22 protein-coding genes, 2 tRNA genes and 1 other RNA gene are annotated in these 23664 nt (G+C 49.2%); 16 read left to right on the top strand and 9 right to left on the bottom strand.

Annotated features, from left to right (window positions below; all coding sequences use genetic code 11):
- The first annotated feature begins 92 nt into the window (after positions 1-92).
- Complete coding sequence (locus G5S52_RS14155) at positions 93-1055, top strand: glutathione S-transferase family protein (RefSeq protein WP_165014909.1); 963 nt, start codon at positions 93-95, stop codon at positions 1053-1055.
- Between the two features lie 48 nt (positions 1056-1103).
- Here the strand turns inward: G5S52_RS14155 and G5S52_RS14150 are convergent.
- Together G5S52_RS14150 and G5S52_RS14145 are read right to left on the bottom strand one after the other, a co-directional pair.
- Positions 1104-1188, bottom strand: a tRNA-Tyr gene (locus tag G5S52_RS14150).
- Between the two features lie 66 nt (positions 1189-1254).
- Positions 1255-1339: transfer RNA gene (locus G5S52_RS14145), tRNA-Tyr, on the bottom strand.
- A gap of 294 nt (positions 1340-1633) precedes the next feature.
- On the opposite strand from G5S52_RS14145, the gene G5S52_RS14140 reads away from it, so the two are divergent.
- The 4 genes from G5S52_RS14140 (at position 1634) to G5S52_RS14125 (ending at position 7202) form a co-directional block, all read left to right on the top strand.
- A complete protein-coding gene (locus tag G5S52_RS14140; RefSeq protein WP_165014906.1) occupies positions 1634-2701 on the top strand; it encodes an efflux RND transporter periplasmic adaptor subunit in 1068 nt (355 codons plus the stop codon).
- Complete coding sequence (locus G5S52_RS14135; protein WP_165014903.1) at positions 2702-5830, top strand: multidrug efflux RND transporter permease subunit; 3129 nt, start codon at positions 2702-2704, stop codon at positions 5828-5830.
- A 119-nt stretch (positions 5831-5949) separates the two neighbouring features.
- Positions 5950-6267: a DUF1244 domain-containing protein gene (locus tag G5S52_RS14130; RefSeq protein ID WP_002540963.1), complete on the top strand. Its 318-nt coding sequence runs from the start codon at positions 5950-5952 to the stop codon at positions 6265-6267.
- Between the two features lie 200 nt (positions 6268-6467).
- On the top strand, positions 6468-7202 hold the full coding sequence (locus G5S52_RS14125) for a class I SAM-dependent methyltransferase (protein WP_165014900.1): 735 nt from the start codon (positions 6468-6470) through the stop codon (positions 7200-7202).
- A gap of 35 nt (positions 7203-7237) precedes the next feature.
- Here G5S52_RS14125 and G5S52_RS14120 read toward each other — a convergent pair whose 3' ends face one another.
- From G5S52_RS14120 to G5S52_RS14105, 4 genes are all read right to left on the bottom strand, one after another.
- Positions 7238-7744 (bottom strand): peptide-methionine (S)-S-oxide reductase, encoded by a 507-nt coding sequence (locus G5S52_RS14120; RefSeq protein ID WP_165014897.1) that lies wholly within the window; start codon positions 7742-7744, stop codon positions 7238-7240.
- A 147-nt stretch (positions 7745-7891) separates the two neighbouring features.
- The gene (gene queC, locus G5S52_RS14115; protein ID WP_165014894.1) at positions 7892-8578 is read right to left on the bottom strand and encodes a 7-cyano-7-deazaguanine synthase QueC; all 687 of its coding nucleotides are present in this window, start codon (positions 8576-8578) and stop codon (positions 7892-7894) included.
- Between the two features lie 95 nt (positions 8579-8673).
- On the bottom strand, positions 8674-9117 hold the full coding sequence (locus G5S52_RS14110) for a GNAT family N-acetyltransferase (RefSeq protein ID WP_165014892.1): 444 nt from the start codon (positions 9115-9117) through the stop codon (positions 8674-8676).
- A 160-nt stretch (positions 9118-9277) separates the two neighbouring features.
- Positions 9278-10348, bottom strand: a complete 1071-nt coding sequence (locus G5S52_RS14105; RefSeq protein ID WP_205743904.1) for a PLP-dependent cysteine synthase family protein — start codon at positions 10346-10348, stop codon at positions 9278-9280.
- 194 nt (positions 10349-10542) lie between these two features.
- Here G5S52_RS14105 and G5S52_RS14100 point away from each other — a divergent pair, with 194 nt between their 5' ends.
- The 4 genes from G5S52_RS14100 to G5S52_RS14085 all read left to right on the top strand — a co-directional run bounded on the left by G5S52_RS14100 (position 10543) and on the right by G5S52_RS14085 (position 15278).
- Entirely contained in the window at positions 10543-11007 is a 465-nt protein-coding gene (locus G5S52_RS14100; RefSeq protein WP_039850363.1) for an Lrp/AsnC family transcriptional regulator, read from the top strand.
- Between the two features lie 87 nt (positions 11008-11094).
- Positions 11095-12840 (top strand): SmdA family multidrug ABC transporter permease/ATP-binding protein, encoded by a 1746-nt coding sequence (locus tag G5S52_RS14095; protein ID WP_165014890.1) that lies wholly within the window; start codon positions 11095-11097, stop codon positions 12838-12840.
- The gene (locus G5S52_RS14090; RefSeq protein WP_165014887.1) at positions 12837-14624 is read left to right on the top strand and encodes an ABC transporter transmembrane domain-containing protein; all 1788 of its coding nucleotides are present in this window, start codon (positions 12837-12839) and stop codon (positions 14622-14624) included. Before G5S52_RS14095 ends, G5S52_RS14090 begins: the two co-directional genes overlap by 4 nt.
- Positions 14625-14657: 33 nt before the next feature.
- Complete coding sequence (locus tag G5S52_RS14085; protein ID WP_165014884.1) at positions 14658-15278, top strand: helix-turn-helix domain-containing protein; 621 nt, start codon at positions 14658-14660, stop codon at positions 15276-15278.
- Between the two features lie 9 nt (positions 15279-15287).
- On the opposite strand, the gene G5S52_RS14080 is transcribed toward G5S52_RS14085, so the two are convergent.
- A complete protein-coding gene (locus tag G5S52_RS14080; RefSeq protein ID WP_165014881.1) occupies positions 15288-15671 on the bottom strand; it encodes a VOC family protein in 384 nt (127 codons plus the stop codon).
- 289 nt (positions 15672-15960) lie between these two features.
- Here G5S52_RS14080 and G5S52_RS14075 point away from each other — a divergent pair, with 289 nt between their 5' ends.
- Positions 15961-16884 carry a porin gene (locus G5S52_RS14075; RefSeq protein WP_165014877.1) on the top strand — a complete coding sequence of 308 codons (924 nt, stop codon included), beginning with the start codon at positions 15961-15963 and terminating at the stop codon, positions 16882-16884.
- Positions 16885-16947: 63 nt separating this feature from the next.
- Here G5S52_RS14075 and tesB read toward each other — a convergent pair whose 3' ends face one another.
- A complete protein-coding gene (tesB, locus tag G5S52_RS14070; protein ID WP_165014874.1) occupies positions 16948-17814 on the bottom strand; it encodes an acyl-CoA thioesterase II in 867 nt (288 codons plus the stop codon).
- 337 nt (positions 17815-18151) lie between these two features.
- Between tesB and G5S52_RS14065 the strand changes: the two genes are divergently transcribed.
- Entirely contained in the window at positions 18152-18571 is a 420-nt protein-coding gene (locus G5S52_RS14065) for a YbaY family lipoprotein (RefSeq protein WP_002540943.1), read from the top strand.
- Positions 18572-18573: 2 nt separating this feature from the next.
- Here G5S52_RS14065 and G5S52_RS14060 read toward each other — a convergent pair whose 3' ends face one another.
- Positions 18574-18885: an MGMT family protein gene (locus G5S52_RS14060; protein ID WP_165014871.1), complete on the bottom strand. Its 312-nt coding sequence runs from the start codon at positions 18883-18885 to the stop codon at positions 18574-18576.
- Positions 18886-18996: 111 nt separating this feature from the next.
- Between G5S52_RS14060 and G5S52_RS23980 the strand changes: the two genes are divergently transcribed.
- The 5 genes from G5S52_RS23980 (at position 18997) to G5S52_RS14040 (ending at position 23623) form a co-directional block, all read left to right on the top strand.
- Complete coding sequence (locus G5S52_RS23980; protein ID WP_235956256.1) at positions 18997-19164, top strand: hypothetical protein; 168 nt, start codon at positions 18997-18999, stop codon at positions 19162-19164.
- Positions 19161-19730: a VP0952 family biofilm-associated protein gene (locus tag G5S52_RS14055; RefSeq protein WP_235956253.1), complete on the top strand. Its 570-nt coding sequence runs from the start codon at positions 19161-19163 to the stop codon at positions 19728-19730. The genes G5S52_RS23980 and G5S52_RS14055 overlap by 4 nt, the downstream gene beginning before the upstream one ends.
- A gap of 136 nt (positions 19731-19866) precedes the next feature.
- An RNA gene (ffs, locus tag G5S52_RS14050) (signal recognition particle sRNA small type) lies at positions 19867-19963 on the top strand.
- 111 nt (positions 19964-20074) lie between these two features.
- Positions 20075-20926: an AbaSI family restriction endonuclease gene (locus G5S52_RS14045; protein ID WP_165014868.1), complete on the top strand. Its 852-nt coding sequence runs from the start codon at positions 20075-20077 to the stop codon at positions 20924-20926.
- 330 nt (positions 20927-21256) lie between these two features.
- Positions 21257-23623 (top strand): DUF4238 domain-containing protein, encoded by a 2367-nt coding sequence (locus G5S52_RS14040; protein ID WP_165014865.1) that lies wholly within the window; start codon positions 21257-21259, stop codon positions 23621-23623.
- Positions 23624-23664: the final 41 nt, after the last annotated feature.

Raw genomic sequence — 23664 nt, 5'->3', positions numbered from 1 at the left:
TCCAAATATTCGAACGACTCTGACAAAACCCTCCTACCGACATCTCCTCATCCTTCTCATATACTCTTTTCAACAAAACAAGGAGATTGGATATGGGCAAATTAGTGGAAGGCGTTTGGCATGACGTCTGGTATGACACCAAATCATCTGGCGGGAAATTCGTTCGTGAAGACGCAGGATTCCGTTCCTGGGTAACGGCAACGGGCGAAGCGGGTCCAACGGGTGAGAGCGGTTTTAAGGCGGAATCTGGCCGTTATCATTTGTACGTATCGCTCGCGTGTCCATGGGCACACCGCACCCTGATTTTCCGTAAACTGAAAGGCCTTGAAGAGCACATTACCGTCTCTGTGGTGAGTCCTGACATGATGGAGAAAGGCTGGCAGTTTGATGAGGCAGAGCCACTGTTCGGTTTCAACTACATGCATCAGGTTTATACCAAAGCAAAATCAGATTACACCGGACGCGTGACCGTGCCAGTGCTGTGGGATAAGAAAACCGAAACCATTGTCAGCAACGAATCGTCTGAAATCATCCGCATGTTTAACACCGCGTTCAACGAGGTGACAGGTAACACGGAAGATTTTTACCCAGAAGCACTGCGCAGTGTGATTGATGAGTGGAACGATTATGTTTATCCAAACATCAACAACGGCGTGTACCGCTGCGGTTTTGCGACCACGCAAGAAGCCTATGAAGAAGCATTCGACAATCTTTTTGCTGCTTTGGACAAATTGGATGCGCATTTGGCGACCAGCCGTTACTTGGCAGGCGATCAAATCACTGAAGCAGACTGGCGCGCCTTTACCACGCTGGTGCGTTTTGACCCTGTGTACGTGGGGCATTTCAAATGTAACCGCCAGCAGATAGCCCAATATGAGCACATCTTCGGTTATCTGAAAGAGTTATATCAGGTCGCGGGTGTGGCAGAGACAGTGGATATGTACCACATCAAACGTCACTACTATTACAGCCATGCCAACATCAACCCAACCCGTGTTGTGCCCAAAGGCCCGGAGCAGGATTTAATGGCTCCGCATGGTCGCGAAAGCGTTTAGTTCGCAGGAAAGCAAAAAGCCAGCTCGATGAGCTGGCTTTTTTAATGATGGTGGTGGGAGAAGGATTCGAACCTTCGAAGGCGGAGCCGTCAGATTTACAGTCTGATCCCTTTGGCCACTCGGGAATCCCACCACGAGTTATTCTAGTTGTATGCTGCACCGCGGAAATCAAATGAACATCGCGATGAAGCGCAGTAAGTGGTGGTGGGAGAAGGATTCGAACCTTCGAAGGCGGAGCCGTCAGATTTACAGTCTGATCCCTTTGGCCACTCGGGAATCCCACCACGCTGTGCGGGGCGCATATTATCAAACGAAGCATGTCTGTAAAGCACTTTTCTCGAAAATGCTGTGCGTTTGCTGGTTTTTTCGGCGTTGAAACAACTGATTGACAGGAAACCGGGAATTTTACCGAGTTTTGGGAATCCAACCTGCGTTTTATGGGGTACTCAGATGGAACCTAGAGCGCCTCTTTGCGCCGACTGCTGGCAGGTAAATCTTTTGTTGGATTTACATTTCTTTACCGCACGCAGGATAGGCATAGAGTAGACTATCGCGAGATGTCATTTACGGTTAATAAAATGAAAAATAAAGTCCTTTTCGCCGCCGTTGTTGTACTTGGCGCTGCTGGCTTTTTTGCCTTGCAGGGTGAAAGTGAAGCCGCGGACAAACCTTCAGCGCGTCCTGCGAGACCCGCTATTGCTGTTGCTACTGCCCAAGTTGAATCGCGCCCAGTTGCGCGAAGCCTTTCCTTGATTGGTAACCTCAAGTCCGAAAACTCTGTCGTGATTGCCCCTGAAGTGGCAGGCAAGATTGAAGTGGTTTACGTGAAAGCAGGCCAACAAGTGAAAGAAGGCGATCCTCTGTTGACGTTGGACTCTGCCAAATCTGAAGCCGCTGTTGCAGAAGCACAGGCATTCCATAAAGACGAACTGCGTAAACTCAATGAGTTCTCCAAACTTCATAAGCGTGGTGCGCTGACCAAAACAGAACTTGATGCCCAACAAGCCAGCGTCGATGTTGCCAAAGCACGTTTGGATGCAGCGAAATCCGATCTGGATGACCGTTTCATCAAAGCGCCGTTCAATGGCACCGTCGGTCTGGTGGATATCACCCGCGGTCAACTGGTGTCCGTGGGCGAAGCACTGCTGCACCTCGACGACCTTTCCCAAATGCAATTGGATGTGAATGTGCCTGAGCAATACCTGTCTGAGCTCAGCAAAGATATTGATGTGGTGGCCAATTCCAAAGCATGGCGAGGCAAAACCTTTGAAGGCAAGCTCTCGGCTGTCGACTCCCGCGTGAACAATGACTCCTTGAATCTGCGTGCGCGTATCGATATCAACAATGACGATCGTCTGCTGCGCCCAGGCATGATGATGGAAGCGACCATGGGCTTTGCGCCAACGGTCAACGCGGTGATTCCGGTGCAGGCTATTGAGTACTCAGGGACCAAGCGCTTTGTTTATCTGGTGGATGACAAAGGCATCGCGAACCGTACCGAAGTGAAACTTGGCGCGCGTATCGACAACCTGGTGACCGTCGAAAGTGGTCTTGAGATTGGCGATCGCATCGTCGTGCAGGGTCTGGTGAGCATGCGTGACGGCACCAAAGTGAACGATCTGACCGCGAAGGGCGAGGGCAAGTAAATGTGGCTCTCAGATGTCTCTGTTAAGCGACCCGTTGTCGCGATTGTTCTGAGCCTGCTGCTCCTCGTTTTCGGTATCGTATCTTTCAGCAAACTCGCGGTGCGTGAATACCCAGATATCGACAGCCCGGTTGTGTCTGTGATGACCCGCTATGCAGGTGCGTCCGCCAGCATCATGGAAAGCCAGATCACCCAGGTGTTGGAAGATGAGCTTTCCGGTATCAGCGGTATTGAGGAAATTACCTCTGTCAGCCGCAATGGTATGTCGCGTATTACCGTCGAGTTCAACATCGACTGGAACCTGACCGAAGGGGTCAGTGATGTACGTGATGCAGTCGCCCGTGCGCAGCGACGACTGCCGGATGAAGCCGACGAGCCAATTGTGTCCAAGTCCAATGGCTCCGGTGAAGCCTCCATCTATATCAACCTTGCCTCGCCGGAAATGGACCGCACTCAGCTCACCGAATACGCGCAGCGTGTGCTGGAAGACAAATTCAGCCTGCTGACGGGCGTGAGCTCGGTGGAACTTTACGGCGCGCTGTACAAAGTGATGTATGTGCGGCTCGATCCGGTACTGATGGCAGGACGCGGTGTAACGACGTCTGACATTACTTCCGCGCTTCGCCGCGAGAACCTTGAAAGCCCGGGCGGCGAAATCCGTAACGATGTCACCAAGATGACGGTGCGTACCGAGCGGATGTACCAGACACCGGAAGATTTCGATTATTTGGTGGTTCGCACAGCGAGCGACGGCAGCCCGATTTACCTCAAAGATGTGGCTGATGTATACATCGGTTCCCAGAACGAAAACGCGACTTATAAAAACAACGGTGTGAACAACCTCAGCCTTGGCATTGTGCCGCAGTCTGATGCCAACCCGTTGAACGTGGCGATTGCTGTTCGTGAACTGGTGGATGAGTTCCAGCCATTCCTGCCGGAAGGCGCGAAACTGTGGGTCGATTATGACTCCACCGTATTTATCGAGCGCTCAATTGATGAGGTTTACAGCACCCTGTTTGTTACTGGCGCGCTGGTGATTCTGGTGCTGTATATCTTTATCGGTCAGGTGAGAGCGACATTGATCCCTGCGGTAACGGTGCCGGTTTCCCTGATTTCAGCCTTTATCGCTGCTTATTTCTTTGGCTTCTCCATCAACCTGTTGACCCTGATGGCGCTGATTTTGGCGATCGGTCTGGTGGTGGATGACGCTATCGTGGTGGTCGAGAATATGTTCCACCACATTGAGAAAGGCGAAACTCCACTGGTAGCCGCGTTTAAAGGTACGCGTGAGGTGGGCTTTGCCGTGGTGGCAACCACAGCTGTTCTGGTGATGGTATTCCTGCCAATTTCCTTTATGGAAGGCATGGTCGGCAAGCTGTTTACTGAGTTCTCCGTGCTGCTGGCGATGTCAGTGATTTTCTCTTCTATCGTTGCACTCACGTTAACCCCAGTGCTCGGCAGCAAAATTCTCAAGGCCAACGTGAAACGTGGTGCGTTCAACCGCATGGTCGATAACTTCTTTGAGAAGTTCGAGAACGGCTATCGCGCTGCGGTCACTGTGGCGGTGAAAGCACGTTTTGCAGCACCACTCATCATTCTCGCCTGTATCGGCGGCAGTGCTTACCTGATGAAAAACCTGCCCGCGCAATTAGTGCCACAGGAAGACCGTGGCGTGTTGATGGCCTTTGTAAAAGGCGCAGAAGGCACGGCGTACAACCGTATGGTTGGCAACATGGAAGAAGTGGAACGTCGCTTGATGCCTTTGGTTGATCAAGGTGTTCTTACCTCTATCAGCATGCAAGCGCCAGCGTTCGGAGGCATGGCCGGCGACCAGACAGGCTTCGTGATTATGCAGCTCGAAGACTGGAACAACCGCGATCAAACTGCAGCGCAGGTGTTGGGCGAAGTGCGTAAAGCACTGGGCGGTATTCCAGATATCTTCGTCCGTGCCTTTATGCCGGGTTTCCGTGGTGGTTCAAGTGAGCCTGTTCAGTTCATTCTGGGTGGTCCTGACTATCAGGAACTGAATAAATGGGCGCAAGTGCTACTGGATGAAGCCAAAGCCAGTCCTATCCTTCAAGGTGCGGATCTGGATTACGCGGAAACCACTCCAGAGCTGGTGGTGAGCATCGACCGCAAACGCGCAGCTGAGCTGGGTATCAGTGCGGATGAAGTGTCCAACACCATGGAAATCATGCTGGGTGGCAAGAGTGAAACCACTTTTGTCGATCGTGGTGAAGAGTTTGATGTTTACCTGCGTGGTGACGAAGCCCGTTTCAACAGCAAAGACGACATCAGCCAAATCTACATGCGTACCCGCAATGGCGATCTGGTGAGTCTCGACACCCTTGCGGAAGTGGAAGAGGTCGCGTCAGCGCAAACCTTGCGCCATTTCAACAAGCAAAAGTCGATCACTCTGAAAGCCAACCTTGGTGAAGGCTACACCTTGGGTAATGCGCTCGACTTCCTTGATGCTAAAGCGATTGAGTTGCTGCCTGCAGATATCACCATCAGCTATGCGGGTGAATCGGCAGAGTTCAAAGATAACCAAAGCAGCATTCTGATCGTATTTGGCTTGGCTTTGCTGGTGGCTTACTTGGTTCTGGCTGCCCAGTTTGAAAGCTTTGTGAACCCGCTGGTGGTAATGCTGACAGTGCCGATGGGGATCTTCGGTGGTTTTGTTGGCCTGTGGCTAACCAGTCAGGGGCTCAACATCTATTCGCAGATTGGCATGATCATGTTGATTGGTATGGTGACCAAAAACGGCATTCTTATCGTCGAATTCGCCAACCAGCTCCGTGACCGTGGCGAACCGTTCGAAAAGGCGATCATTGATGCTGCGGTGCGTCGTCTGCGCCCAATCATGATGACTGCCTTTACCACCATTATTGGTGCTATTCCGCTGATTATCTCAACGGGCGCTGGCTACGAAAGCCGTGTGGCGGTTGGTACGGTGATTTTTGCCGGCATGACCTTCGCGACGACGGTAACTCTGTTCGTTATCCCAGCGATGTACCGACTGTTGTCTGTGAAGACGCACTCTCCGGGTTATGTAGAGGCGCAGCTCAATGCCGAGCTTGAGAAATTCAAGCCGCATCGCCCAGGTCATGGTGACTTTGAGCCGCATTGATGAAAACAAGGAAGAGCAGATCCTAGAATCCTAGGTCTGCTCTTTTGTTTTCCAGCGTCCGTTGGTATGTTTTACAACCATAGCCACCGAATAAATAACGAAGATAAAGGAAGCCAGTCATGTCGGATAAACTGACCCAAGAACAACAAGATCAGCTGGATGCAGCAACGTTTCGTCGTTTCCTGTCTCATCTGGATAATCACAAAGAAGTGCAGAACATCGATTTGATGATTCTGGCGGACTTCTGCCGTAACTGCTTGGGTAAATGGTACAAAGCCGAAGCCGATAATGCAGGCATTGAAGTGAGTGACGATGAAGCTCGCGAGCGCGTTTACGGCATGCCTTACAGTGAGTGGAAAGCAAACCACCAACTGCCAGCGACAGATGAGCAAATGGCAGCATTCAACGCGCGTCAGAAAGCCAAAGAAGGCAAATAAGCCTCACATCGAGATGAAAAGCGCCACTTGGCGCTTTTTTTGTCTCTGCCACTATTGTCTTTTTGCATGTCAGTGACGCTCTCAAATTGAGGATGAATATCGGGTTGATTTTAACTTATTGATTAATTTCGATAAAATAGCTGGTCTTTATCTTGCTTAGTCACTCTTGAGTTCATAAGAACACCAAAGGGGCACGATGGATGAAAGCGGATGTAAGAAGGTTATCTACCGAACAAACCGAAGCGTTTGATGTGGAATACATCGACAAAGCCCTGTTTCTGGTACTGACCACCCACATTGATAAGCAGTTCGATACCAGCCAACCTTTTCATTTGCTGGATGTTGGCGGTGGGAATGGCATGTACGCGGATAAAGTGCTCGAACACTACCCAAATGCTTATGTCACTGTGGTAGAGCCCGAACAGGCTTTGCTGGATAAAAATCGCGCCCATCCCAACAAACACCTTCAAGCTTCCACCTTTCAAGAGTCATTGCTGCAGACTAGGCACGATATGGTCCAGTTTAACTGGGTACTGCATCACTTTGTCGCTGACAGTTTCAGCCAAACCTTGAACGCTCAGCAAAACGCGCTAGATACCGCTTACCAGAACCTGAATTCCGGCGGTTTGTTAATCGTGTTTGAAAACCTGTATGAAGGGGAGTGGTTACACGACCTGCCAGGACAACTTATCTACCGCTGCACGGCGTCGAAACTGTTAACCCCTTTGTCGCGTCGAATGGGCGCTAATACCGCAGGAGTCGGGGTGAGCTTTCACAGCCAAGCGAAATGGCAGCAAATGATAGAGAAAGCCGGATTCAGCACAACGGTGTATGTTCCTTGTTACCATTTCGGCAACTTAGGGAAATTAGTGAAATTCGGGTTGCACTTAAAAGAGCAGAAAGTCGGCATGTTTATCGCCATTAAAGAGCGGTAATGTCGAAGAGAAAAGCGCCGCAAGGGCGCTTTTTTTTAAGCGGTCTCGCCGGAAAGGTAGGTGAATGCATTATGGCTTAATAACTGCGGATAGAGCTCTTTCAATACATCCATTTTCGGTGCAATCACACGACGACAAAAGGGCTTCGCTGGATTGCGCCAGAAGTAGTTCTGTTGGCGCGCTGGTGTAGGGTAAAACGCTACCATAGGCGCAACTTGGGTGACCACAGGTTTCACATAATCTGAAGCGGCGCTTTCCAGTGCTTTCGAGCATTTGTCCATGTGCGCTTTATTGGTCGGATAGACTGCACTCGGGTAGCTTTCCCGAAATGAATGGTTTGACGTGCAAGCGTGCGAGTCCAAATGCACACGAATCACATCCTCCAGCGAGATCTCTTCCTCATCGATACGGAATAATACCGCCTCAACATGCTTACGATCTTCCGTGACTAAAAATCCCTGTTCGACATTCGACACGCCTTTTAACGCGTTGAAGATGGCTTCCATGCACCAGTAACAAGTACCACTGACAGCAAGATACATATCGCCTCCAATTGAACAAGATAGGTACAGATAGAAACCGGAGATCAGGCGTTATTCTTTCATGTGGTGGCTTTTAAAGAGTAAATAAGAGATACAAAAATGCCTCCCACAAACGGAGAGGCACTTAGCAATCAGAAGTACTTGCGATTAGGCGCTTTTGCTATCCAGCGACACCATCACGCTTTCTTTGTCTTCGAGGTAGCTATCCAGCCCTTTCTGACGAAGGTCACAGGCAGGGCAATCGCCACAGCCTTTACCAATCACACCGTTGTAGCAGGTCAGGGTGTGGTCGCGTACAAACTCCAGCTTGCCGTATTTATCCGCCAGCGCCCAGGTTTCTGCTTTGTTCAGCCACATCAGTGGCGTGCGGATTTCAAGCTCGCGATCCATCCCCAAAACCAATGATTTATTCATTGCCTGCACAAAGTCATTGCGACAATCCGGGTAGCCAGAGAAGTCTGTTTCACACACACCAGTGATCACGGTTTGTGCGCCCAACTGGTAAGCGTAAATGCCAGCCAGTGTCAGGAACAGAATGTTACGACCCGGTACAAAAGAGTTTGGCAGGCCATTTTCCTGAAGCTCATGGGAAACCGGAATGTTGTCACGGGTCAGCGAACTGATTGCCAGTTCATTCAGCAGGCCAACGTCCATCACTTTGTGCGAAGTCGCACCTAGCGCGCTCGCAACATCACGCGCGACGTCGATTTCCTGCTTGTGGCGTTGGTTGTAGTCGAAGGTAATACAATGCACTTCGTCAAACTCAGACAACGCTTGGATCAGGCAGGTGGTTGAATCCTGTCCGCCACTAAAGACGACAACAGCTTTTTTCATGGCTACATCCTTTACCGGAAAGATGGTTTATAGGGGCAGGAGTTTAGCCTAACTGTTTGTCGAGCTCTATGGCCGCGTGATAATTGCCTGTGTGTTCATACACTGAGGAAGTAGTGAAAGTAGGTCTCATCCTTAACGTAACCCAGCGACTCATAAAGCCTTTGTGCACCAGTGTTATCCGGTGCAGTTTCAAGCGCCAACCCATTCGCCCCTGTTTCAATCGCCAGTGCTTTAGCAGCGCCTAACAGGGCTTTTCCTATGCCTTTACCGCGTTGGGAGTCCAGTACAAACAGGTCGTTAAGAATCCAGCTTTTAGTCGCGGAGACCGATGAGAAAGTAGGGTATAGCTGAGTGAATCCGACAGCATGTCCGGCTTCATCTCTGGCAATAAAAATGGTTGAATCCCGGTTTTCAAGGCGGGAATGAATGAAGCTGCACGCGAGGTCGATGTCACTATCTTTGCCATAGAACATACGGTAGAGGTTAAAAAGATAGGCGACGGCATTAACGTCTTCGGGTGTTGCTTTGGAGATGGTCATAACAAAAAGTACTGGTGGAGGAATCAGCGTGCCAGAATGGCATGTGGAATCGATGAGGGTCAGTGCATTTACACCTTTGATGAATGGCTTTCGAGAGAGATCCCGCCCAGTTGAAAAATGAAAGCGCACCGAAGTGCGCTCTCATCAATGCTTGTTTCAATTACCCAAACTTCTTCAGGTATTCCAACGTTGGTGCAATATCACCAATGTTTGCGTTCACCCACTCTTCATTGAAATAGGTATCCAGATAGCGTTCGCCGCTGTCACAAAGCAAGGTGACGATAGACCCTTTTTCCCCGCGTGATTGCATTTCTTCCGCCAGCATCAATGCGCCATACAGGTTCGTTCCCGTAGAAGCACCCGCTTTGCGGCCAAGAATGTTCTCCAGCCAGTGCACCGTGCCGACACTGTCTACATCTTTGATGGTTTCCATACGGTCAATCACGCCAGGGATAAAGCTTGGCTCAACGCGAGGGCGGCCGATGCCCTCGATTTTTCCGCCGCGATCCAAAGTCAGCGACTGGTCACCGGTTTTATAGAAATCATGGAAAACCGAGTTTTCAGGGTCAACCGCCATCAATTGTGTGTGCTGGCAACGGTAGCGGATGAAACGGCCGATGGTGGCGGAAGTACCGCCGGTGCCCGGGCTCATCACAATCCAGTTTGGCACAGGGTAACGCTCGTACTTCATCTGACTGAAAATGCTGTTGGCGATGTTGTTGTTACTGCGCCAGTCGGTGGCACGCTCAGCGTAGGTGAATTGGTCCATGTAATGGCCATTCAGTTCCTGCGCAAGGCGGCGTGATTCTGCGTAAATTTCGTCAGAGCGATCCACAAAGTGGGCTTCGCCGCCATAGAACTGTATTTGTTCGATTTTCTTTTTCGCTGTTGTTCTTGGAACAACAGCAATAAAGCGAAGGCCAAGTAAACGGGCGAAGTAAGCCTCAGAGATGGCGGTGCTGCCAGAAGACGATTCAATGATCGTGGTGTCTTCTTTGATCCAGCCGTTACACAAAGCGTAAAGAAAAAGGGAACGCGCAAGGCGATGTTTCAGGCTGCCTGTCGGATGGGTGCTCTCATCTTTCAGATAGATGTCGATCTCCGGGAAGTACGGCAGATCCAGCTTGATCAGGTGGGTATCCGCTGAGCGTTGGAAATCCGCTTCGATTTTACGAATTGCGTCGCAAACCCAGTGTGAGGAATTAGCAGGGACGTTTACTTCAGTCATCATTGGCTTACTTCATAATAATCAAGGTTATACCAACAATATAATCCTAGATGCGAAGTAAAGTTTTGCCATTTTTCGTCTAAATGTCGCTCGTTATGGAAATTCATTCTATTATTGGCGTCGAAAAAGAAAATATTTCTCTCCACTGTCTTGAGGGGGGATTTTTTGCCTCTTATCGCGGAAATGGTAAAGCAGTCATGACAATTTCACTGGATAATGTAGATCGCCAATTGTTAGATTGGTTACAACGCGACGCGTCATTGTCGCTGTCAGATCTGGCCGAACGGGTAAACCTCACTACCACGCCTTGTTGGAAACGTCTCAAACGTCTTGAAGAAAGTGGCATCTTGCAAAAGCGTGTCGCCCTTTTAGACCCAGAAGCGTTGGGGCTCTCGTTCACGGCTTTTGTCCAAATTAAAACCTCAAACCACTCTGAAACCTGGTACCGCAAGTTTGTGGATGTCGTTACCCCCTTTGCTGAAGTGATGGAATGCTATCGCATGGCGGGAGAATACGACTACATGTTAAAGGTGCAGGTCGCAGACATGGCGGCGTTTGACCGCTTCTATAAAAAGCTGGTGAACAGTATTGATGGCCTGACCAACGTCACGTCGACGTTCGCGATGGAGCCATTGAAATACACCACCGCGTTACCGCTCTAAAAAGACTCAGCAAACAAAAGCTTGAGCAATAAAAGTCAGGCAAGTCAGAGACCTGAAAAGTAAGTTGGCTCGCGCAGGGGAGGATGAATGCGCATATTTTTGGAACTCGGGTGGTTTTTCCGAATGGCGTGGAAACGCTATGTCGGCGCCATTGTGCTCTTATTTTTCGTCGCCGGTTTTGAACTGATCCCGCCGAAAGCCATTGGTTGGCTGGTGGATGGTGTCATGGCGGGCGATATCAGCAAAAACCAAATGTTTATCGCGCTTGGGGCGATCGTTGCGCTCTGGGTCGTGGTGTATTTCATGCGCGTTATCTGGCGCGTGTGGCTGTTTGGCGCTGCGGCGCAACTCGGCACCGTACTTCGTGACAAGCTCTACCAGCACTTTACCCGCCATGCCCCTCGCTTCTTTGAGCGCTACCGCACGGGCGATTTGATGGCCCGATCTACTAACGATGTCAAAGCGGTCGTGATGACGGCGGGTGAGGGCGTATTGACGCTGGCAGACTCATTGATCATGGGGATTGCGGTGTTGATAGTCATGACCACCACCATCAGCTGGGAACTAACCCTGCTGGCGCTGGCACCTATGCCAGTGATGGCGATTATGGTGAACCGCTTCGGTAAACAGCTCCATCATAGATTCAGCGCCTCTCAGGCAGCATTTTCATCGCTGTCGGAAGAAACCCAATCGTCGCTTAATGGCATTCGGATGATCCGTGCGTTTGGGTTGGAGTCCCAGCAGGTTGACCGCTTTAATGCGGTGGCGGATGACACTGGCGAAAAGAACATGTCCGTTGCAAAAGTCGATGCCATGTTTGACCCGGTAATCTTCCTGACCATTGGCACCTCGTTTTTCTGCTCGATTGCAGGTGGTGGTTACATGGTGGCAAATGGGACCTTAACCTTGGGCGAGTTGACCGCATTTACCCTTTATCAAGGCTTGATGATCTGGCCGATGCTGGCGGTGGCTTGGCTGTTTAATATCATCGAACGTGGTTCAGCTGCGTGGAAGCGTATTAAAGAGTTGCTGGAGGAAAAGCCGGACTTGGTGGATGGCGACAAAGCCTTACCAGCAGAACGCGAAACCCTGACTATTGCGATTGATCAGTTCACTTGGCGCGGTCATGGCATTCCAGCGCTCCGCGATGTGAACGTTGAATTAGCACCCGGAAAAATGCTGGGTGTGGCGGGGCCAGTGGGCAGCGGTAAAACCACCATTTTGTCTTTGATGCTGCGCTTGGAAGACCCTGTTCAGGGTCGCGTCAGCTATGGCGGCACAGACCTTCGTGATTTCAAGCTGGGCGAGTGGCGCGGCAAGCTGGCGGTTGTTACGCAAGCGCCGTTTTTGTTCTCCCGCAGCATTGCCGACAACATTGCGCTCGGTAAGCCGGACGCAACACGTGAAGAAATCCGTGAAGCGGCGAAGCTGGCTTGTATTGATGAAGACATCATGCAATTTCCGGAAGGCTACGAAACGCTGGTGGGAGAAAAGGGTATTACGCTTTCCGGTGGTCAGAAACAGCGGATTTCTATTGCCCGTGCTTTGTTGCTGGATGCGGAAATTCTGGTACTGGACGATGCCCTGTCAGCGGTGGATGGCCGCACTGAGCATCATATTCTGAAAAACCTTCACGACCGCGCACAGCACCAGACCACTGTGGTGATTGCACATCGTTTGTCGGCGTTGGAATCGGCGGATGAGATCATCGTGTTGCAAAAAGGGCATATTGAGGAGCGTGGCACACACAAAGCCTTGGTGAATGCCAACGGCTGGTATGCCGAAATGCAGCGTTATCAGCAACTCGAACAAGCACTGGAGGAGGCGCTATGAGTAAACGTGAAACCCTAAAACGCCTTCTGAGTTACCTGCTCAATGACAAAGCTGGTTTTGCGGTGGCGGCTATCTTCCTGCTGTTTGCAGTGGTGGCCGATGTCAGTGGCCCGTGGTTGATTCGAATCTTCCTCGATGACTATGTCGCTCAGGATTACTATCCACCGAATGTACTTTGGGGATTGGCCTTGGCCTATATTGCGGTCACGGTACTCTCGGGCCTGTTGCACTACGCCTATGGCATCCGGTTTAGCCGTATCGCGATTGAAATCGTCCAAACTATTCGCAAACGTGTTTATGCCAGCATCATCAACCAGCCTTTGTCGGCATTTGATTATGTGCCAGCAGGTAAATTGGTCTCGCGCGTCACCAACGACACCGAATCGCTGAAAGAGCTTTACGTGCAAGTGGTCGCGAGTTTCCTGCAAGCGACAGCGCTGATCATCGCCATGCTGACGGCCATGTACTTGTTGAGCCCGACACTCACGGTTGTGGTGGCGATTCTTATCCCTTCAGTGGTTTTGGTGATGTACTACTACCAACGCCGCTCGTCACCCGCTTACCGCGACTCACGCGACTTGCTGACAGACATTAACAGCGTGATGAGTGAGTCGATTCAGGGGATGAGCCTGATCCAGCTGATGGGGCAGGAGCAGCGTTTTTCTGAGCGCTTTGCTGATTTAACAGAGCAGCACCTTAAGACCGAAGTACGCATCGTGAAAATCAACGGCATTTACCTTCGCCCGCTGATTGATTTGATGTCTGGTGTGGCACTGATCTCGTTGGCTGCGCTATTCGGTTGGCACGGCAATGAGTTGATTGGTGTGGGTGTGCTTTATGCCTTTATCAGTTACCTAGGCCGTGTCACTGAGCCACTGATAGAACTGATGCAGCGTTTGTCTTTGCTGCAACAGGCGATCATGGCGGGTGAGCGTCTGTTCGAGCTGATGGATGTCAAACAGCATGTTTATGGTGACGACGACCGCGCCATAGAATCCGGCACCATTGATATCGAAGGGCTTAATTTCAGCTATGACAGTAAAACCCAGGTACTGACCGATGTGAATGTCTCGGTCAAAGAGGGCGGCTTCTTAGCTTTGGTTGGTCATACCGGAAGTGGTAAAAGCACGCTCGCTTCCTTGCTGATGGGCTTTTATCCGGTGCAAAAGGGCACGCTGAAGTTGGGTGGCAGAGAGCTCTCGACCTTGACTCAAAACGCGCTCCGCTCAGGTATTGCCATGGTGCAGCAAGACCCGCATGTCCTCTCTGATACCTTCCGCGCCAACGTGAGCCTTGGCCGTGATATTTCAGATGAAGCGATTTGGCAGGCCTTGGAACAGGTCGATTTAGCGGACTATGTGAAGCACTTGCCGTCAGGGTTGGATACTGCGATTGGCACTGGTGATATTACGCTTTCGGCTGGTCAGAAGCAGCTTCTGGCGCTGGCTCGAGTGCTGGTGGATAAGCCGCGCATCCTGATTCTGGATGAAGCGACCGCCAACATTGACTCCGGCACTGAAGAACGTGTGCAGCAAGCACTGGCAGCACTTCGAAATACCATGACGATTGTGGTGATCGCGCACCGCCTTTCCACCATCGCGGATGCGGACAATATTCTGGTGCTGCATCGTGGGCATGTGGAAGAGCAGGGTAACCATCAGCAGCTTTTGGCGAACAAAGGCCGCTACTGGCAGATGTATGAGCTACAGCAAACCCGAGCACATCTGGAAGAGCTGGAGCAAATTGCCTGTGGTGAGACAGAAACGCACGAGGGTATTGCCTAAGCTAAAGGCAGTTCAATGCCGGGTGGGGAGAGCATGGAAAGCATCATCGATATCTGGACATCTAATCCGACAGAAAAAGGGACTGTCTATGTGGTGCCTGATGGCTGCCGTGATGTCATTGTGACAGAAATCGATGGTGTGCAGCAGGTGCATGTCTCCCCGCTGTTTGACACTACCCTTACTGTTGAAATAACGCCCAAAGTAAAAATGACAGGCTACCGCTTAGCGCCGGGAACATGGGTGGATGAAGGCCAATTGATGGCCGCTGGAAAAGACACCCATGATCTTTTCGATAAGATTGCTGCCTTTTCACGTCGCTGTAGCAATGTCGATGAAGCGCTTTTCAGCCTAGGCGAGCGGTTGGGCTCTGTGGCTGATATTGCGCGCTCGCTTGGTGTCAGTGAGAGAACCTTACAAAGGCACCTTCTCAAACGGAGCGGTAAGTCGCCTTTGTTCTGGGTTCAATTGGCAAGGGCAAGACAAAGTGCCCGCGCCATTGCCGAGGGCGCACCACTGATTGATACTGCCTTTGATTTTGGCTACGCCGATCAGGCGCACTTCAGCCGCGAAATTAAACGCTGGTTTGGCGTGACACCAAGTGAATTACAACTCAGAAAAGATCTTACCGAACAGCTTTACGTTCCTGGTTATTGAGGGCCAAGGCTAGCCCGCCACAGCGGTACAAATCTCTACCAGATACCCATTCAAATCGCGTACGTAAGCGGTGGTTTGCCCCCAAGGCATTTCTTCAACTTCTTGCACCAATTCCGCCCCTGCTTTCAGCGCATTGGCAAGGTTTCCCGCTACATCATCAGTCTCAAAGGCGATTTCAAAGTTGGGTGAATGCGGGTTTCCAGAACTTGGGTGCTTGCCGAGCGAAGTCATCAGCGCTAGTGATGAAAAAGAGAGTTTGGTGTCGCCGGTGTTCAGCTCGCCATAATCGCCGCTTTCATGCAGAAAGGCGCGTTCCAGCCCGAAAGCCTGTTCGTAGAACGCCAATGTTTGTTCAACGTTTTCCACGTACATAATCGTGTATCTAAACTTCATTATTCCCTCTCCTTGTTGATGTTTTGTCCATTCTGGCTCTTGGTGGAAAAGGAGTCTTGAAGATTTCCGACAGCCTAAAGCGAAAGATATGCCTCGTAACTTTCTGTGTGATGAATATCCCGAGATTACAAGGTGTTGAGAGGTCAGTCGACAGTCATCATTTGGTCATTCCGGTGGAACATAAACGTCACCCGACAGAAACCGAACTGTCATTTTTCAGCCCTACCTTAGCCCCCGCTTTTTCTTTATTGGGCAAGAAAGCCCCCCAAATACAATAAGGTAGTAAGAAATGAAAAACGCAGCGTTAACCTCTGCAATGCTTATCGCACTCGCTTCAACTTCCTCTTTCGCGGCGACGGTCTACGACAGCGAAGGGACATCCCTGAAAGTCGGTGGCCGTGCTGAAGCGCGCTTCAACGTGTCTGACAACAACGAGAGCGACACCAACAGCTCTTTTGAAGACAAATCCCGCGCGCGCTTTAACCTGAAAGGCAAAACAGAAATCACTGAAGGTCTCTACGGTTTCGGTAAATACGAAGCTGAGTTCAGCGGTGGCGATAGCCTGAAGAACCGCTACATCTTCGCTGGTTTCGGCACATCAGCGGGTGAGTTTTCCTACGGTAAGCAAGATTCTGCACAGGTTCAGCTGACTGACATTACTGATGTGATGGCGACCTTTGGTGGCGATGCAGCAGATTTGGTTTCAGGCAACAAAGACAAGCGTGAAAACAACTTCCTGTACGCTGGCGAGTTTGACGCGCTGTCTATTCAAGCCAACTACATTGCAGCCGACGAGAAAGATGCAGACAGCTACGGTATCTCTGCGCTGTATAGCTTTGGTGTTGTGAGCCTTGGTGCAGGTTACGTGTCTCAGGATGCAGGCACTGACAGCGATGACCAAATCAACCTGGCGGCTGAATACTCGCAAAACGGCTTCACGCTGGGCGCACTCTACACCGCAGGTTCAAAAGGCAATCAGGACTACACCGGTTATGAAGTGGCAGCGCAATACAAAGCGACTAAACAACTGGCGCTGGTGGCGGTATACAACTTTGGTGAGTACGACGACACCAATACCGAAGAAGCAAACAACTTTGCTGCTGAAGCGGTTTACAAATTCAACGGCAACTTCCGCGCTTACGCAGGCTACAAGTTTGAAGGCCTTGATGGTAAAGATGACCAACTGCAAGCAGGCATGCGTTACGACTTCTAAGTTAATCGCGTGAAAACAGAAAAGGCCAGCATCACGCTGGCCTTTGTTCGTTCTAAGCCCCGATTAAGCTCTCGGATTCTTCCGCATCAGACCTTCCTGAATGGCAGAAGCAACCAGTTCGCCTTTCTGGTTGTAAATCTCGCCACGCACCAAACCGCGTGAACCGCTGGCTGATGGGCTATCAATCGCAAACAGCAGCCATTCATCCATACGGAATTCACGATGGAACCACATCGCATGGTCGATGGTGGCGACTTTCAGCCCCGGTGTCATTAGGGTCACGCCATGAGGTTGCAGTGCGGTGACCAAGAAACCCCAGTCCGACGCGTAGGCCAGCAGATATTGATGAACGCGCGGGTCGTCGACCATCTTGCCATTGGTGCGGATCCACAGGTATTGCTTGGCTTCGAGTTTTTCAGGGGCAAGTGGGTTCACCACCACAGCGGGGCGAACTTCAATCGGGCGGTCGCCACCAAAGGTTTCAATCACCTTTTTCGGTAGGTGTTGGGCGATAGAGTCGACCAGTTCTTTTTCTGACATCAAGCCTTCCGGTCCCGGTACTTGCGGCATGGTGAACTGGTGCTCATACCCTGGTTCATTCTTATGATAAGAAGCAGTCAGGTAGAAAATTGGTTTTCCGTACTGCACGGCTTTCACGCGGCGGGTACTGAAGCTTTGACCATCACGCAAATTTTCTACGTCATAAACGATAGGCTTTTCTGGGTCGCCGGGGCGGAGGAAATAGCTGTGGAAGGAATGTACAAAACGGTCGCTCTCGACAGTGCCTTTGGCGGCGGAAAGTGCCTGACCAATTACCTGACCGCCATAAACCTGAGGCAGGCCAAGGTTCTCGCTCTGTCCACGATAAAGCCCTTCTTCTATCTGCTCGAGCTTAAGCAAAGCCAGCAGTTCTTCCAATTTCGTACTCATAATTCCTCTTTAAGCCAGTCTGACGTCATATACCCAAGCAACCTGAAGATGCTCGCTGAATCCGGCATCCTCAGGCTGTTTTGGGTATATTGTTCATTGTTTTGACAGAAAAATGACAGATCGCTCTCATCATGTCGTTTATTTCGAACTTATTCAGCATGTATGCTCTCTAACCTTGCGAGGTGACATACATTACTCTGCCTCGCGCGACAACCAGTGGATGTTGAAAGGTGTGATCTCAAATCCACAATTTCCCAATGGTTGAATATGCAACGGTGATAAACTTGTTGTTGGTTTTATCAGTATTTTAGACGCTTGCGTCACTTGGAGTTTTACCATGAAGAAGGCCTTTTTTGGATTTTTTGCTGCGTTGATGGCACTCGCATTCACCGCATGTACTGACATTATTAAGGACCAAGACATGGCAACAGTGACAGGTGAAGTTTACTATTTGCAGCGTATTGCCCTGCCGGATAACGCAAAACTGACGGTCACTCTGGCGGATGTGTCATTAGCTGATGCACCAATGGACGTGATCAGCAGCCAGTCCTACATGACAGAAGGCCGTCAGGTTCCACTGCCATTCTCGCTGACTTACTCGCCTTCAGAGATTAAACCGGGCCACACCTACAACGTGAGTGCACGCATTGAAGTCGATGGTCAGTTAATGTTTATCAGCGACACAGCCACCCACGTGATTAATGACCCTGCCAAGACACAGAACGTCGAAATTCAGGTGGTCAGCGCCATTCGATAACGCTAGGCAGGCTCTCCATCCCATCTGAAACGGCGCAATGACACTGCGCCGTTTTCTTTGACTTCTACCCCATCATTCAACAGCTTCTCACGCTGCCTGACAAAGCTTTCTCCCTTGAGCGAAATCATCCCACTGGAATTGATCACCCTAAACCAAGGCAGCTTGGAATCCTTCGGTAGTGAGCCAAGAAGCTTGCCGACATGGCGTGCGTGACGGGGAAACCCTGCTAATTTTGCGACATCACCGTAAGTTGTTACTTTTCCTGGGGGTATTTGGATAAGTACTGCATAGATTTGGTCATCAAAATTGGGCATATTGAAACTGACGGAGAAATTATAATTAGAAACATCATACCTCACCTGACAACAAAAAGATTATCGCAGGAATGAGGTATCACTGTCGGCATGAAGCGCAGGAGGTGCTAAATGTGGTATGCGACGACACTAATGGTGACAGCAGCAGTCATGGTCATGGGCGCTGCACTTTCTTCTGCCTTTGCTGAAGGCGATATCCCCCTGCTTGCTTTCGCGATCCCCGCTCTCTTTTTGCAGGTTCTGGCGGTATCGCTGTATGGATTCTTGCACTTGGCTTGATTGGCTTCGGCGCCATGATGCCTTACCAACCCGTTGCCATTTCACTCAGCCTTTGGATGATCCTTCCCGCACTGGTGCTTATCACCGGAGAGCGCCGTAACTGGCAGGTCTCACTGCTGGTTATCTCAGTCGTTATCGCCATGGAGTGTGGAGTGCTCGCGCTGCAAGGGGACGAGAAACTCGGTGGTGCCATCAGCTACACCTTAATGCAGATATTCTGCGTCATCATGGTTTGGGTCGCGACTTACTTCTGGAAGCCAGTGAAGAGAATCAGCTGGTGGCCTGTGGCGCTGATTGTCGCGCTATTGGCAGGCGGGCAAACCCAAGGTGCCATGTTCGCCTTCTGCGGCAGTATGCTGGTGCTGGCACTTCAGGAACTCCAACGCATCGGTGGTGAACAACGCGGCGATAAACTCTGCGTGATTCTGCCAGCCATTGCTTTTGCCACCATTGTCGTCTTCCCGCAATTCTCAGTGCCAAACCCGGTGTTTGTCGCCTGGTTATTGTCTCTGACCATTGCTTGGCTTGGCGATTACCTTCTCCACACAGAAAACGAAGAAGAGTAGGGCGGGTAAATTCTCACCACTTGGTTGCTGAAAGCCAGATAACCCCTTGCATTGGGCGTAGCCATCCCACATAATGCGCTCGAACCAACGGTTTCTTTCTCAAGAGATTTTTGGTGTATCAAATCTATGGAGGCCCCCTTGGTCCTCCCGCAACACTAACTTGTGTACTGGGTCAGGTCCGGAAGGAAGCAGCCCGCGCTTGGGACGTGTGTGCCGGGATGTGGCTGAGGGGGCTTCCACCCATCTAGCGTTCTGAAAATTTTCCCCCTTCATCTCCGAATATCTTGTTTAGCAAGCCGACATTCCTTGGGATCGTGTCAAATCACTCGTAAACACTGCCCAAAATGAAAACGCTCCACCTTACCCGTCAGTTACAACGTTGTACCCACAAACGTTTCGAGCTTTATGCCATTTCCCGCATCATCCATAAAGTTGATGATCTGGATGTAAAATTCATCACCCAACAGTACGTTTCAAGGCCAGATGGCTTTGCGCTGACCGATCTCTATCTGCCCCAATTGAAGCTTCACGTTGAGATTGATGAAGGCTTTCACAAGCAGCAAATCGATGCCGACAAAATCCGCGAACTGGACATTGTTACCGCGACCCAACATGAGGTTTATCGCATTGATGCTTCTGTTTCGATTGAGCAAATCAACCAACAGGTTGATGAGTTAGTGACGTTAATCAAAACCAGAATTCAAAAGCAAAAAGCGGAAGGGGTATTCGCACCTTGGAACCCCGAATTCGAGCACTCTATTGAACGCTTTAAAGCGCTGGGTTATGTCGACTTGAAAGATGATGTGGCATTCAGAACCAGCGTCGAAGTGTGCAACCTTTTCGGCCATAACTATGCCGGATTCCAGCGTTCATCAGCTTCTGTTCCGGGATACCCGAACCACAAACTCTGGTTCCCCAAGCTGTACCCGAACGGAGAGTGGTTCAACGAACTCAGTCAGGATGGAAAAGAAATTCTCGAATACAACATTGAGTCGATGGAAAAACGTGCAGAAGTCATTGAGAAGAACCTCCAGCAAGATATCACCATGGTTGTGTTTGCGCGAGTACGTAATGAAGTGGGACAAACCATGTACCGCTTCCGCGGCGTGTTTGTGCAGGACTTTGAGAAAACCTCTGTTGAAGCGGGTTCTTATTGGAAGCGTGTTGCGGAGAGGATTGCTTTTAAAGCTAACTGAGTGAACAAAGAGCAAGGACGCTCTAACAATAAAGGGGTGGATTAGTTTTGCCCCTTTATGATTCAGAGTAAAAGCTCATACACACTTTGTTCATAACAACTTTGCCCTACCAGTAGTTATCCGAATGCGACAGCTCAAAGTGCGATTGGCTGATGGTGTTCGGACGGGATTTTTCGAAAAAACTTTAGCTGAATTTTTCCGAGTATTTATCGTATTGTCAAAAATAATGACAATGAAATCTAATCTCAGTGAGGACTATCAAGTTTTTTTGTTTTCTGGATAACAGTATTCAGTATAATCCTATTATTTATAGTGGCTTATGGTGGTTGAATGTCTAAAACAAGAGATAATCATTACGTACCTCAATGGCATCAAAGGGGCTTCTTTAGTGAAAGAGAAAATGAGCTTTGTCATCTCAAGGAAAAATCAATTGTATTGCCTAATGGGGACGTCAAAATTATCCCTCCATCTAAAAAGTGGCAGACTCCGACCCAACGTTTTTATCAAAAAGACCTATACACGACTTTCTTTGGAGATGAAATCAACGATGAAATTGAGAAGAAACTGTTTGGGTATATTGATGACAATGGCTCACATGCTGTAAGGGCGTTTCTAACTGATGACCCAGCTTTGTGGCATCAGCATTTTGAAAGTTTCTTTTCGTATTTAGATGCGCAGAAAATCAGAACTCCAAAGGGCTTAGATTGGATAAAAAGCCATTACCCAGAGCTTAGCCAAAATGACCTGATGAAAGAAATGCAGTCAGTAAGGTCGTTGCATTGCACTCTGTGGGCTGAGGGAGTACGAGAACTCGTTTCTGCCGAAGATTCAGCGGTTAAATTTATCGTTTCAGACCATCCCGTAACGGTATACAACTGTGCGTGCCCACCTGACTCAAAGTTATGTGAATACCCCAACGATCCAGATATTTCCCTAAAGGGCTCACAAACTATTTTTCCATTGGATAAAAATAGATGCTTAATTTTGACCAATCTTGAATATGCAAAAGCCCCTGAATCAGTAAACCCTTTAGAGCCTCGCACTAACGCTGTAAAGATGCGTCAAAGCATGGTTAATACAATAGAGTTTATCAATACTCGAAAGTTGTCAGATGAAGAAGTAACCAAGATTAACTATATAATCAAAAGTCGTTCAAATGAGTCTGTAGCTGCTGGCTCTGATGCTTGGCTACATCCTGATAAAGAAGTTGATTGCGATTGGGCTGATTTAAAACACGTATTGTTACCACCATCTAGGGAACTTTATCGTTATGGTGGGGAGATGTTTGCAAAATTTGATGATGGCCATGTTCATTATCAAGACGCATTTGGCCGAAAGAATCCCGAAAGTAGTTGTCTCAAAAAGACAATTGATGAAAAAATGCTAGGCCCCAATGAAAATTGTGGGTGCGGTAGTGGTAAAAAGTACAAGAAGTGCTGTAGAGATATACCTATAGAGAAGCGTTCAACTTGGTCGGTGCTAAGTATTAGGGAACGAAATCTAGCATTGTGTAATGCAATCAGAGGTGTGCTCGGGCTCAATAAAGGAAAGTCGTGGGATGATGTTAGGCGCGAATTGTCAGATGAGCAGGTGTCAGAAATCTATAGATTCTATTCCGTACTATGGCCTACCGATACTGATATATATTCTATGTTGCCTAAACCTGATGGTAAGTTTCGTGGACTTTATACTGGTCCACTAGATGTTAGAAGAATAGGCATACACGCACTTACTATTGCTCCTCATTTTGAGGAGTTTCTCATTCAACATCCACTTATTAATCCTAACAATGTAAACCCTAAATTTAGTCCTGTTGAAACACCTAGTAGTTACAAATATCAGGCCCTGAAAGATTTTCACTTTATGTTAATGATTGAACCATATATTGGTTTTGGATTAGTAAATCTCATTCCTGATCCTTGTTGCTTCGACTATGGTTTGCGTCATGAAGTATTAGGTATGGCGACTTCTAGAAAAGGAGTTTTCATTAGTCCGTTAGACCGTCAGGTACATTTGCATTTGATGACAGAAGACCTTTTAAACTCTACATATATGAAGCCTCGAGAAGTGCGAAAGAGAATGCTATTGAATGAGTTTCCTCATTTGACAGACAGGCAAGTTGAAGACGTGAATGATACTTTAGATGATAAATCCAAAATTGATCCCTTAATCCCCCTACAAGAATTAGGAGATCAGTTTATGCCCTTTAGCATAGCTCCAAACTATGAGATGGGTTTATTTCTAGCTCAAGTAACAGGTTCGGTAATTGTAACAGACAGTGAATCTAGATGGGTCGAATTTCATGGCGCTCAACATCGGAACCAAGGAATAGCTAATTATCCTTGGAGTGAAGTTTACGATACAGTCACGATGGTTCCAGTAGACTCTCACGCATCAAATTCGTTTTGTAAATCAACAAGTACGAATTTTGCTATGTACCGAGATTGGCTGAAGTCTTCCCATGAGTTAGTAGCTTCAAATAACTCAGAGCAAAACTCACTATCAGTGAGGAAGATGCAGGCGGTTGAACTAGATAAAAAAATAAAAGCTCATGATCTTGGGGGTGATTCAATTAACTTTAAAGCTTTAGTCCCCGAAGGAGGGTTTTATGACAAAAATGTGCAGCGATTACTTCTAAAATCAAACTGTACTGATTATAACGATAAGGCATTAGCTGTGTATTACTTGTCTTCGTAGCATTTCATTTTTAAGGTATGAATTGCCACCCACTTTGTAGA

The sequence above is a fragment of the Grimontia sedimenti genome, assembly GCF_011045095.1.
Taxonomy (GTDB): domain Bacteria; phylum Pseudomonadota; class Gammaproteobacteria; order Enterobacterales; family Vibrionaceae; genus Enterovibrio; species Enterovibrio sedimenti.
This window is presented reverse-complemented; position numbering and strand designations above follow the sequence as displayed.